This window comes from Clostridium manihotivorum (genome assembly GCF_004015185.1).
Taxonomy (GTDB): domain Bacteria; phylum Bacillota; class Clostridia; order Clostridiales; family Clostridiaceae; genus Clostridium_AR; species Clostridium_AR manihotivorum.
Genome location: NZ_CP025746.1, coordinates 113,237 through 126,693, shown reverse-complemented (window position 1 = coordinate 126,693; position 13,457 = coordinate 113,237). Strand labels below are relative to the sequence as shown.

Genomic DNA, 13,457 nt, shown 5'->3' with positions numbered 1-13,457 from the left:
TGCATAAATTAATGGTTGAAGCTGGATAGATATAGTATGAAAAAAATAGGACAACATAAAGTGTAAATTTATGGTAGATAATATAATTAGCAGGTGATATAATCTTAAATGGTGGTTTTATAAATTATAGATAAAAAATTAAATTTATATAATAATAAATCAATAAAGCGGTAACAATTTAAAATGTATGAGAGTATATTGTATATAGAGAAAATCAAAAGGATAAAATAATTATCCTGGGACGAATGAGCCCGTTAAATTTGGGACGAAAGAGCCCGTGAAAAAAGGCACCTACTGGTGCCTTTTATTACGATATTTTCTATAGGTATAGTTTATAAAATATAATCTTATATTCCGAAGTTTTTTCTTAGAGCATAATGTACTATAAACTTTTCTGAGAAGTTTGGATTTGACGAACCGCCTTCTCCATAGCACCAAGTTATTTTATACTTTGGTTTTCTTAAACTTTTACTTATGTTTTTGGTGTTGCCTATAACTCCAAATTTGTATAAGAAGTTTAGACAATTATCTAGACTTATTATATTAGGGTAGTTAGTTATATTCTTATTATAAAAGTCTTTTATTGTTGCATAATCAAAGGTTTGATATTTAAGATCTCTTATGAGGTTTAGCGATTCTTGAACAACTTTAGGGGTGTTATGGATTGATAGTTCATTCTCTAGTTCATTAAGAAACTTGTTTGAATAAACTGACTTACAACTTGTAAAGAGTTGAGAACCAAAGTACTTGGCATTAGGATAGGTGTTTTTGATTATATTCAAGTAATTAATTATATCCCTTGGTCTGCCAAAACTGTAATCCATAAGATAGTCAGAAGCTTCTTGATGGTTTATCTTTTCAGGGAAAAGTCTTTGATAAAGGCACTCTTTACTCATATTAGAAAACTCTTTTACAGAAACAGAAATCTTAGATAATATCATATCCATTAAGGGATTTTCCCAAGGTTCTTTGCAAGCTATTTTTGGCCAATTCAAGTTTACTTCACAATCTACGATTAATCTATTTAAGTTAGCTGAATATAAATGAAGGGTATTTAATATGTCATCCCTTAATAATATTAATATTCTACTGTTAGAAGAATTAGCATTTATAAGTTGTAGGTTGATATCATTGCTTACTGTTATTAGGGAAAGAAGCAAATCGATGTAAGAGCAATCATCCTGTATATTTCTTTGAAACTCATCTAAGTCATCATAGATTAAAATTATATTATAATGAGGGAGACACTTGTTGAGTAAATTATCTAATTTACTTAATAGATTATAGTATTTATTTTTCTGAAAGTTTTTTGTTATATTATAGGCAATCTCAGCAGAAGTGTTTATTTCATTTAATGGAGAAGGAACTTTTAACAATGTATTTAATTTGTTATTATTACTTTTAGTAAAGGAAGTCATTGAAAAGATTTTCTCTGAATATAAGCTGCAATAAAAGTGTTTAAGCCTATTATGGTGAAACATAGTTTTAAAATTGTATGGTTCTGGCTTTCTAGATAAGATTAACCTACATATTTCAAGAAGGATTGTCCATTTCCAAAATACTGATATCTCACTTTTAGGAAGTACAGTTTCATTAAGATCTATCAGTGTCTGAAGATTAAAATCGCTAATCTTCCTAGTAGTGCATACATATCCTTTATTAGAGTAATTCCTCTCGATATATTTAGCTAGTATGGTTTTACCAGTGCCTTTACGTCCAGATATTATGAATTTGTTTCTGTTAGATATTATTTCATCATAATTATTATTTATATAGAATAGATTTAGGAAGTTTTTTTCAGTGGATTCGCTTTCACCGTTAGCATATCCGATAAAAATATCTTTTAGCTTAACATTATCATTAAAACAATTAGTATCTCTAGACATAAAATCACCCACTAAATTTAATATATAAGTTCTAATAAGGTTTCTACATTCTAACGCATAGCCTGTCTATTGTTGCTGTAGGAACCTTATTTATTGTTCTAATGAAATTTTGTATTGAATCCTTAACACGATTCACACTCTTAAAGAACACATTATTCACTACAGATGATTTTAACCATCCCCATAACCCCTCAATTAGATTTAGTTCTGGACTATATGGTGGTAAAAACATTAATTCAAGTCTATCCTTCATTTCTTCCAAAAACGGTTGTATCAACTTAGCATGATGAATCCTAGCATTGTCAAGAACAATCACTATTTTACCCTTCGGGTATTGCGAAAGCACCTTCTTTAAAAACTCAAGAAATACTACAGCATCATATTTATCATGTTCTTCACAATAGACATGACCGGTTTCATAATCTAATATTCCTATTAATTTTACGCCTGCATTCTTTCCATAAGTAGGTATCTTTCGTTGTTGACCTTTTACAAACCATGTCTTTTGAATAGCCTGATAATCTCTTATCATTGATTCATCTTGAAATAATATAGTATCAACTAAGCCATCAAGGTGTTTTTTTTAGAGTTTCAAAATCCCTTTTAAAAACTTCTTGTTTTTCCTTATCAGCCTTTTTCAGTACGTATGTTGGTCTTGTATAACTCAAATTTAGCCTATGAAGTATAACTGCCATGTTTGCTATGTTTTATAATAATTTTAAAGTTAAGCATAACCCATTGACATATTAACTTAATTGTCCAGTTTTTTATTGCTTCAAAGCCTACTTCGTCAGGCGTGTTATTTGTTATTACATAAATAAGTTCTTGTTCTTGCTCAGGGCTTAATTTTCTAGGGGCACCAGATGGTTTCTTCATAGCAAGACCTTCTAACCCATTGACTTTATACTTTTTAATATAGCTACCAACAGCATGCTCTTCTAACCCTTCCATTTCTGCAATTACTTTATTCTGAAAGCCTTGAAAATGCTTTAAAACTACAGAGTATCGTTTATACATTCTTATATTTTTAGTTTTTTTCATTGCCGCTTGTAATTCCAATATTGCTTTATTATTATATTCAACTGTATTCTTCATCACATTATTCATTTGAATCACCTCACAAAATAAATATATATTTATTTTGTGTATTCTTAGCAAATAGTATAAACGGAAATTAAATGGTAATGAATTTTATTAAATAGAACTTATATATTAACAAAAGTAATAATATTATTATAATACATTTTGAAAATAATTCCAAATGCATTGTTACTATTGAAAATGTATAATGTTACTATAGTTTAATATATAGCTAAAGTAATGAAAACATTCGAATAAATGTGTAAAATTTTAAAAAAATGTTATTTATAAATACTATTTTTATTCAACTGAAAACGATATAATATGAAGATATTCGTTATAGTAGTTAAGAAAATATTACTATTATTGAAAATGAATAATTTGCTTGACCAACTTGCAATTTGTACATATAATATTATTATGTAAAGTTGAAAAAAGTAAATTAGCTAGATGAACAATGGCGTTCTTTGAGGGGTATGTTATACCCTTTGAGGAGCGTCTTTTAAAATACCAAGGAGGAATAAATTATGTTAAAGAAAACATTAGCACTGCTTACTGCAGTTACTATTTTAAGCGCTACATTTGTTGGATGTTCAAAGGGAAATGAAGGAAGTAGCAAAAATATGTCATAGCTACAGATGCAACATTTGCACCATTTGAATATGAAAAGGACGGTAAGTATGTAGGTATTGATGTTGAGATACTTGATGCTGTAGCTAAAAGTGAAAACTTTCAATATGAATTAAAGCCAATGAATTTTAAAGGTATAATTCCTGGAATAACTTCAAACCAAATAGATGGAGCTATTGCTGGAATGAGTATAACTGATGAGAGAAAGAAAACTTTAGACTTTTCAGATGGTTATTTTAATGCAGGTATTTCTATAGTAGTAAAAGCTGATAATAATTCAATAAAGTCAGTTGATGATTTAAAAGGAAAAATATTTGCAGTGAAAAAAAGGTACTGCAGGTTCAAAATATGCAGAACAAGTAAAAGACAAATATAATGCAAATATAAGATATTTTGATGATTCTCCATCAATGTTTCAAGAGGTTATAAATGGAAACGCTGATGTTAATTTCGAAGATTATCCAGTTATAGCATATAAGATTGCTACTGATTCAACACCTTCATTAAAGGTAGTTGGTGACAGACTTACTAAAGATACTTACGGATTTGCTGTTAATAAGGGAAAGAATAAGGAACTGCTAGATAAGTTTAATGCTGGTTTGAAGAAGATAAAAGAGAATGGCGAATATGACAAGATACTAGCAAAATATATAAAGAATAAATAGGAGATTTTCTATGGATAACTTTTCTATAATTAAAGATAGTTTGCCAAGTTTATTGAGTGGACTTGCTGTAACTATAAAACTTACTGTTATCTCGTTGTTTTTTGCTTCTATACTTGGATTAGTATTTGGACTGTTTAATATCTCTAAGAATAAGGTGTTAAAATCAATAGCAGTGGTATATGTTGATTTAATCAGAGGTACTCCTCTAATAGTTCAAGCATTTTTTATATACTTTGGACTACCAGGTGCATTAGATATAAAAATAAGTGCTATGTTTGCAGGCTCTTTAGCGCTAAGTTTAAATGCAGGAGCTTACATGGCTGAAATCTTTAGAGCGGGAATACAATCACTAGATAAAGGTCAAATGGAAGCTGCAAGAAGCCTTGGACTTCCGTACTCAAAAGCCATGAGAAAAGTAATTTTACCTCAGGCTATTAGAAGAATGACTCCAGCTATTATTAACCAATTTATAATATCTCTTAAGGATACCTCTATATTATCTGTTATAGGAATACAAGAGTTAACTCAAAGTGGAGAAATTGTCATCGCTTCAACTTACAAATCATTTCAGATATGGGGAGCTGTAGCTGTGATGTATCTGATTATCATAACATTGCTTTCAATCATCTCTAAAAGAATAGAAAGGAGCATGAACATATGATAAAGGTTGATGGTCTAAAAAAGCACTTTGGAAAATTAGAAGTTCTTAAGGGAATTGATCTTAATGTAGAACAAGGTGAAGTTCTTTGTCTTATAGGTCCATCGGGTTCAGGGAAAAGTACATTTTTAAGATGTTTAAACAGACTTGAAGATATAGACGGTGGAAGTGTGGTCATAGATGGTGAGTCTATAAGTGACCCAAAGGTAAATATAAATAGGATAAGAGAAAAAATAGGAATGGTATTTCAATCATTCAACTTATTTCCACATCTTAGTGTAATTGATAATATAACTTTAGCACCGGTAGAATTAAAAAAAATGAACAAGGAAGATGCTAAGAAAAAAGCTGTTGAGCTTTTAGAAAAAGTAGGACTTGGGAGTAAGGCTAATGAATATCCAGATAGATTATCTGGTGGGCAGAAGCAAAGAGTAGCTATAGCAAGGGCTCTAGCTATGAATCCAGAGATATTGTTATTTGATGAACCTACCTCAGCGCTAGACCCAGAGATGGTAGGGGAAGTTCTACAGGTTATGAAGGAGCTTGCAAATGAAGGAATGACTATGGTAGTAGTTACTCATGAAATGGGATTTGCAAGGGAAGTAGCGGATAGAGTTATATTTATGGACGGAGGTTATATCGTGGAGCAGGGTGATCCAAATGATATATTTTCCAATCCTCAAAACCCAAGAACAAAGGACTTTTTAAATAAGGTTTTATAATTTGTAGATTTTAAAAGTGATACTATAATAAACAAGATTTATTATAGTATCACTTTTTTTATTTAAGGTTGCATTATCTCAAAGTTAACGAAATATAAAGCTAAGAAGGTATTGAAATTTTATAGAGCTTTGAGTAATAAGATTAGGCACTTTAACCTTTAGTAAAAAAACTAGTAAAAATTAAGTAAAAAAATATTGTAATTTTACTAATAGTGTTATAGAATTTAATTAATGATAATGTTTACTTGTTCATAAGGAAGAAAAAATATATATTTTACAGGCTAATATGGGAGGAATAAGATATGGTTAATGATTTAAAGATTGATTTCGAAAGAGTATTTGGTGCTGAAGGTCAGGGAGCTTACTTTGCACCTGGAAGAGTTAATCTGATTGGAGAGCATACAGACTATAATGGTGGCAATGTATTCCCTTGTGCTCTAACCTTTGGTACTTATGCAATTGCCACAAAAAGAGATGATAAAAAGGTAAGGCTATACTCCAAGAATTTTGATCAATTAGGCATAATAGAATTCGATGTTAATGAAATAAAATATGAGAAGGGTCATGATTGGGCAAATTATCCTAAAGGAGTAATATGGGCTTTTAATGAAAGTGGTAAGAAAATAACTAGTGGTATGGATGTACTTTTTTATGGAAATATTCCTAATGGTGCAGGATTATCTTCATCAGCATCAATAGAATTAGCTACTGCTGTAATACTAAAGGACCTATTTTCCTTTGATGTAGATATGATTGAGATGGTGAAGCTAAGTAAGCAAGCAGAAAATATATTTATAGGTGTCAATTGTGGAATAATGGATCAATTTGCCATAGGAATGGGTAAAGAGGGTTGCGCTATTTTATTAGATACAAATACATTAAAGTATGAATACGCGAAGGTAGATATTGAAGGCGCATCAATAGTAATAGCTAATACAAATAAGAGAAGAGGCTTAGCTGACTCAAAGTATAACGAAAGAAGAAGCCAATGTGAGGAAGCTCTAAAGGACTTGCAGGTAGGGCTTGATATAAGAGCGCTGGGTGAGATCGATGAAGCAACTTTTGAGGCTAATAAAGGGCTCATTAAAGATTATATAAATGTAAAAAGAGCTAAACATGCGGTTTATGAAAATCAAAGAACTCTAAGGGCGGTAGAAGCTCTAAGTAATAAGGATATAGACTTGTTTGGTAAATTAATGAATGAATCTCATGTGTCTTTGCGTGATGATTATGAAGTTACAGGAATAGAACTTGATACTTTAGTTGAACTTGCATGGGATCAAAAGGGAGTTATTGGATCAAGAATGACTGGAGCAGGCTTTGGAGGATGCACAGTAAGTATAGTAAAGAATGAGTTTGTTCAAGATTTTATAAAAAATGTAGGATCACAATATAAAGAAAATATTGGATATGAAGCCGATTTCTATGTGGCTCAAATTGGTGATGGTGCTAGAAAGCTATAACAATAACTGATAAACTATAATAGGAGAAGTAAAAAACTAACTATTAATATGTAGGAGATGATTTTGATGAGTATTTTAGTTTGCGGAGGAGCTGGGTATATCGGTTCTCACTGTGTATACGAGCTTATTGCAAGAGGCGAGGACGTTATAGTAGTAGACAACCTTCAAACTGGACATAAGGAGGCTTTGCACCCAGAAGCAAAGTTTTATGAGGGTGACATAAGAGACTATAATTTTATGGACAAGGTGTTCAAGGAAAATAATGTTGAAGGGGTAATACATTTTGCTGCGAATTCTCTTGTTGGGGAAAGTATGCAATTACCTTTAAAGTACTATAATAATAATGTTCATGGTACTGAAGTATTACTTCAAGCAATGGTTGATAATGATGTTAAGAAAATAGTATTTTCATCTACTGCTGCTGTTTATGGAGAGCCTGAAACAGTTCCTATAACTGAAACTGATAAGACAGAACCAACAAACACATACGGTGAAACAAAGCTTGCTATGGAAAAAATGATGAAATGGGCTGACAAAGCACATGGTTTAAGATATATAGCACTTAGATATTTCAATGTAGCAGGGGCTCATCCAAATGGTTTAATAGGAGAGGATCATACTCCTGAAACTCACCTTATTCCTCTTATTTTACAGGTACCATTAAATAAGAGAGAAAAGATAAGTCTTTTTGGAGATGATTATGATACTAAGGATGGTACATGTATAAGAGATTATATACATGTAAAAGATCTTATTGATGCACATCTTTTAGCATTCAACAAGCTTAGGGATGGATGGCAAAGTGATGTATTCAATTTAGGAAGTGGAAGTGGATTTACTGTTAAAGAGATGGTAGAGGCAGCTAGAAAAGTTACTGGACATTCTATACCAGCAGAGGTTTGTCCAAGAAGAGCTGGAGATCCAGCAGTATTAATTGCATCAAGTGATAAGGCAAAGAAGGTTTTAGGTTGGGAACCTAAATATAATAATGTAGAAGAAATAATAGCATCAGCTTGGAACTTCCATGAAACACATGTAAATGGATTTGAGGAGTAAAATGCTGTTATAAGTATAGGGGATAAGAAAGATGGTTATAAATATTTCAAAAGAGATAGAGAGTTTATTAGACTATGCTATAGAGAAGGAACTTATAAGTCCTTTAGATAGAATTTATACTAAAAATAGATTGTTAGAAGTATTAGAGTTAACAGAGATAGACGAATATACGGAAAATCACAAAGAAAAATCTTTAGAATCAATCTTAGAAAATATACTTTCCTTTGCTTCAGATAATGGAGTTCTTAAGGATGGTGGAGTGGTAGCAAAAGATTTATTTGATACTAAAATTATGGGATGCCTTATAGGTAGACCTTCAGAGATAATAGAAAAGTTTAATTCTTTATATGAACAAGATAATAAGAAGGCAACTGATTATTTCTATAATTTAAGTAGACATTCTAATTATATAAGATGGGATAGAGTTCAAAAGGATTTGAAGTGGAAGGTTAACACTGAATATGGAGACATAGATATAACTATAAATCTATCTAAGCCTGAAAAGGATCCTAAAGCTATAGCACTGGCTAAAAATATGCCATCTAGTTCTTATCCTAAATGCTTACTTTGTAGAGAAAATGAAGGTTATGCTGGAAGGATAAATCATCCAGCTAGACAAAATCATAGAATTATTCCCTTGAATCTAAACTCAGAGGATTGGTATCTACAGTATTCACCTTATGTTTATTACAATGAGCACTGTATAGTATTCAAAGGAAGTCATGAACCAATGAAGATTGGAAAAGAAAGCTTTGTAAGACTTCTTCAATTTGTTGATAAGTTTCCACATTATTTCTTGGGGTCTAATGCTGATTTACCTATTGTTGGAGGATCCATTTTAACTCACGATCACTTCCAAGGAGGGAATTATGAATTTGCTATGGCAACTGCAGATACTGAAAAAACCTATGTTGTTAAAGGCTTCGAAGATATGTCTGTAGCAAGAGTTAAGTGGCCGATGAGTGTGATTAGACTTAAAGGAAATAGTATTGAAAGATTAGTTGAATTATCTGATCATATATTGAATAGCTGGAGACAATATTCTGATGAGTCTGTAGATATAATTTCATTTACAGGTGAGACTCCTCATAATACCATAACTCCTATTGTTAGAAAGAAGAATGGATTATTTGAAGTAGACTTAGTTCTTAGAAATAACCGAACTTCTGAGGAGCATCCAGACGGAATATTCCATCCTCATAGAGAACTTCATCATATAAAGAAGGAGAATATAGGTCTTATTGAAGTTATGGGGCTTGCTGTATTGCCAGCTAGGCTTAAGGATGAGCTCAAAAGTTTAGAAGCTTATCTAATAGGTGAATGTAAATTAGAATCTATTAGTAAGGAATCTGAATTATATAAGCATAAAAGCTGGGCTGAAGATATGATAAGTATTTATGACGATATATCTTTAGGTAATGTAGAGAGCATAATTAGAAAAGAAGTTGGAATTAAGTTTGCAAAGGTTCTTGAACATTGTGGAGTATTTAAAAGAGATGAAGTGGGACTAAGTGCTTTTGATAAGTTTGTAGCTTCATTATAATATGATTTTGTCATATTCCATGGCTGAAAATGTAAACTCACTACGTTCGGACATACAGTTTTACTCTTTATTTAGCCATTCACTTTTTATAAATCTTATGTATATAAGTTCTAATAAGGTTTCTACATTCTAACGCATAGCCTGTCTATTGTTGCTGTAGGAACCTTATTTATTGTTCTAATGAAATTTTGTATTGAATCCTTAACACGATTCACACTCTTAAAGAACACATTATTCACTACAGATGATTTTAACCATCCCCATAACCCCTCAATTAGATTTAGTTCTGGACTATATGGTGGTAAAAACATTAATTCAAGTCTATCCTTCATTTCTTCCAAAAACGGTTGTATCAACTTAGCATGATGAATCCTAGCATTGTCAAGAACAATCACTATTTTACCCTTCGGGTATTGCGAAAGCACCTTCTTTAAAAACTCAAGAAATACTACAGCATCATATTTATCATGTTCTTCACAATAGACATGACCGGTTTCATAATCTAATATTCCTATTAATTTTACGCCTGCATTCTTTCCATAAGTAGGTATCTTTCGTTGTTGACCTTTTACAAACCATGTCTTTTGAATAGCCTGATAATCTCTTATCATTGATTCATCTTGAAATAATATAGTATCAACTAAGCCATCAAGGTGTTTTTTTTTAGAGTTTCAAAATCCCTTTTAAAAACTTCTTGTTTTTCCTTATCAGCCTTTTTCAGTACGTATGTTGGTCTTGTATAACTCAAATTTAGCCTATGAAGTATAACTGCCATGTCGCTATGTTTTATAATAATTTTAAAGTTAAGCATAACCCATTGACATATTAACTTAATTGTCCAGTTTTTTATTGCTTCAAAGCCTACTTCGTCAGGCGTGTTATTTGTTATTACATAAATAAGTTCTTGTTCTTGCTCAGGGCTTAATTTTCTAGGGGCACCAGATGGTTTCTTCATAGCAAGACCTTCTAACCCATTGACTTTATACTTTTTAATATAGCTACCAACAGCATGCTCTTCTAACCCTTCCATTTCTGCAATTACTTTATTCTGAAAGCCTTGAAAATGCTTTAAAACTACAGAGTATCGTTTATACATTCTTATATTTTTAGTTTTTTTCATTGCCGCTTGTAATTCCAATATTGCTTTATTATTATATTCAACTGTATTCTTCATCACATTATTCATTTGAATCACCTCACAAAATAAATATATATTTATTTTGTGTATTCTTAGCAAATAGTATAAACGGAAATTAAATGGTAATGAATTTTATTAAATAGAACTTATATATATTAATCTTAAGTATATTAGGAATGCTATTAAAATAAAAAGTAAAAGAGAAAATATGTCGCCTGCCAGAATTTCTTCACATACGGTCAGAAAAGGTAGATGCGCAAAAAAACCACTAAAGAAAAGCACTTTAGTGGTTTTTTATTATTCTAGAATGTAGCTTTTAAAGTATACTTTGTAGCAGTGCTATAGTTACCGTTGTAGCCAAAGACAAGTATATAGTAGGTTCCTGAAGAAGATGGAGTATAACTTATACTCTCTGAAGTTGTAGAACCATTTACTGATTTTGCTACTAAAGTACCACTGCTGTTATATAGATATAAATCATAGTCTTTAGGTAAAGTTGTTAAGCTTATGCTTATGGTTTTCCCGCTTGTTGCACTTAATTTGTAATAATCTTTATCAGTAGAAGTAGCTATATATGAGCTGTAAGCTGTTCCTGAAGTTATTGCATAAGCTTGAGCTGTAGTATCGTTAGGTTCATATGGATCAGTAGTTGGTGTAGTTGATGAACCTATTCCTACCCCGCTAAATGCATTGTTAACTGCAGTCACTTCAGCACTTGAAGCGCCATATAAATCTGTAGCAGCTTTTACTATAGCATTTCTAGCAGCTAAGAAGTCTGTAGAAGAACTCATATAAGTTGTAAGAGCTCTATAGTATATCTTTGCGGTTTTTTCACAGCCTAAGGATTGAGCAACTAAGTAAGCTGCTTTGTTAGGGATACCACTGTTTGTATGAACCCCTCCATTATCATCACTAGTACTAACATAGTTGCTGTAATTGTCAGGTTGATCATATAGAGTCGGATTAGCCAGACTTCTTAATGCGTCACCAGGAGTTCCAGGAGTGTATATCTTATCACCAACAACCCAGTCAGTAGAACTAAACTGCCAAGTGCCACCACCTCTAACATTATACTTATCATAGCTATCTATCAATACGCCCATTACATCTGACATTGATTCATTTAGAGCACCTGGCTCATCTTGATAGTCTAGGTTAGCAGTGTATTGAGTTACACCATGGGTAAGCTCATGTCCTACTACATCTAGATCACCACTGAAATAAGTGAAGGTGGTTCCGTCTCCATCACCATAAACCATTTGGTTACCATCCCAGTAAGCATTATTATAAGCACTACCATAGTGAGCAGTTGAGATTATTGACATTCCATTGTTATCTATACTGTTTCTTCCAAGAAGATTCTTATAGAAATCATAAACTACTCCTGCATAGTAGTGGGCGCTTACTGGTGCCTTGAAGCTTGTTGTATTAAAGGTTGAAGATGAATTGGCAACTAAGGTTCCTGGTTCTGTTTCTCTGTTAGCAGCAGTATAAGTTTTTATTTGACCAGTCATCGCCTTAGTCTTGTCTAGCATTTGATATGAAGAACCTGATTGATATAGATTTAAGGACTTAGTAGTTCCATCTACTAAGGTACCACTTCCTGTAACATTTCCATCAAATCTTATCTTGCTCTTCTTATCAATAACATTTCCTGAGTTAGTGTCTATAAATACGTCCCAGTTAGCTATCTCTGGATCTTGATAGTAGATATTAACTTTATAAGTGTCATAAGCTTTACCATCTAAAACAATTATCTGTTTTTCAACAGTAGGATCTTTTGCTAATGAATTGAACTTAAATTGCTTTTTTGCTGTATCTATAGCTTGTTTTTCAGTTACAGTGTTAGCAATTATTGATTTTGGAGAATCAACGCCACTAGCTAGTGATCCGGATACATTAGATACAACCCCTGTCTTATCAAATTGAACTATGATTTCAGCTCCTCTTACCGGTGTTCCATTTATAAGCTGAGCAGCCTTTACATTAGTAAAGCCTAACTCGTCCTTATTTATAGATAGGATTTTAAAGTTATTTGATGGTTCCTTTACACCAAACAAGTCCTTGTTGTCTTCAAGGAAAGTTAGTGCTGACTTTTCATCTATAGCTTGCTTGTCTGAAAGTTTACCAGAGATGAAGACTTGCAGTTTACCATCCTTTTCTTTACTCTTGTGAAGATCAGATTTTAACTTTCCTTCACTTAGCTTGGTTAACTTTTCAACAATCTGAGCCTTTTTCTCCTCAGCATTGTTAGTTGATGCTGAGGCTGATGACTTAGCTTGCACTACGCAAGTAGTTACAACAGATACAGCAATCAAGGATGAAATAATTTTCTTGTTCATTTTGTTGCCCCCTTTTATTTAATTAGATTATTAACTCTATAAACTTATCCCTTAAACCAGAATTATTGCCCCAAAATTCTTGGTAAAAGAATATATAAACCAAAGTATTCTCTGGTTTAAGTTAAAAAATTAAAGAGTTTAATTTATATTATATGGGTTTTGATACATATATAAAGTCTTAAAAAAGTTACAAAATGGTTAAATTTTCAAAATATCTTCGGTAAAGTCCTTAAATCTCCTTATTACATTAATTTACATAAAATAAATTAATTTG

Annotated in this window: 8 protein-coding genes and 2 pseudogenes; 6 read left to right on the top strand and 4 right to left on the bottom strand. The window is 31.8% G+C overall.

The window, feature by feature from the left end; all coding sequences use genetic code 11:
* Positions 1-347: 347 nt before the first annotated feature.
* Both C1I91_RS00565 and C1I91_RS00560 read right to left on the bottom strand, forming a co-directional pair.
* Positions 348-1,886, bottom strand: a complete 1,539-nt coding sequence (locus C1I91_RS00565) for a P-loop ATPase, Sll1717 family (RefSeq protein ID WP_128210748.1) — start codon at positions 1,884-1,886, stop codon at positions 348-350.
* 43 nt (positions 1,887-1,929) lie between these two features.
* Positions 1,930-2,981: pseudogene (locus C1I91_RS00560) on the bottom strand (IS630 family transposase).
* Positions 2,982-3,493: 512 nt separating this feature from the next.
* On the opposite strand from C1I91_RS00560, the pseudogene C1I91_RS00555 reads away from it, so the two are divergent.
* The 6 genes and pseudogenes from C1I91_RS00555 (at position 3,494) to galT (ending at position 9,703) form a co-directional block, all read left to right on the top strand.
* Positions 3,494-4,261 (top strand): annotated as a pseudogene (locus C1I91_RS00555) (transporter substrate-binding domain-containing protein).
* A 10-nt stretch (positions 4,262-4,271) separates the two neighbouring features.
* A complete protein-coding gene (locus C1I91_RS00550; protein ID WP_128210747.1) occupies positions 4,272-4,922 on the top strand; it encodes an amino acid ABC transporter permease in 651 nt (216 codons plus the stop codon).
* Positions 4,919-5,641 carry an amino acid ABC transporter ATP-binding protein gene (locus C1I91_RS00545; protein WP_128210746.1) on the top strand — a complete coding sequence of 241 codons (723 nt, stop codon included), beginning with the start codon at positions 4,919-4,921 and terminating at the stop codon, positions 5,639-5,641. The genes C1I91_RS00550 and C1I91_RS00545 overlap by 4 nt, the downstream gene beginning before the upstream one ends.
* A 302-nt stretch (positions 5,642-5,943) precedes the next feature.
* The gene (locus C1I91_RS00540; protein ID WP_128210745.1) at positions 5,944-7,104 is read left to right on the top strand and encodes a galactokinase; all 1,161 of its coding nucleotides are present in this window, start codon (positions 5,944-5,946) and stop codon (positions 7,102-7,104) included.
* A gap of 66 nt (positions 7,105-7,170) precedes the next feature.
* Positions 7,171-8,160, top strand: a complete 990-nt coding sequence (gene galE / locus C1I91_RS00535; RefSeq protein ID WP_128210744.1) for a UDP-glucose 4-epimerase GalE — start codon at positions 7,171-7,173, stop codon at positions 8,158-8,160.
* Between the two features lie 31 nt (positions 8,161-8,191).
* Positions 8,192-9,703: a UDP-glucose--hexose-1-phosphate uridylyltransferase gene (gene galT, locus C1I91_RS00530; RefSeq protein WP_128210743.1), complete on the top strand. Its 1,512-nt coding sequence runs from the start codon at positions 8,192-8,194 to the stop codon at positions 9,701-9,703.
* Between the two features lie 122 nt (positions 9,704-9,825).
* Here galT and C1I91_RS00525 read toward each other — a convergent pair.
* Positions 9,826-10,877 (bottom strand): IS630 family transposase gene (locus tag C1I91_RS00525; protein ID WP_128215871.1). Its coding sequence is split into 2 segments (ribosomal slippage): positions 9,826-10,365 and positions 10,368-10,877, totalling 1,050 coding nucleotides; the frame shifts between segments, so codons are not numbered across the junction.
* A 266-nt stretch (positions 10,878-11,143) separates the two neighbouring features.
* On the bottom strand, positions 11,144-13,183 hold the full coding sequence (locus C1I91_RS00520) for a M4 family metallopeptidase (RefSeq protein ID WP_164880396.1): 2,040 nt from the start codon (positions 13,181-13,183) through the stop codon (positions 11,144-11,146).
* Positions 13,184-13,457 lie beyond the last annotated feature (274 nt).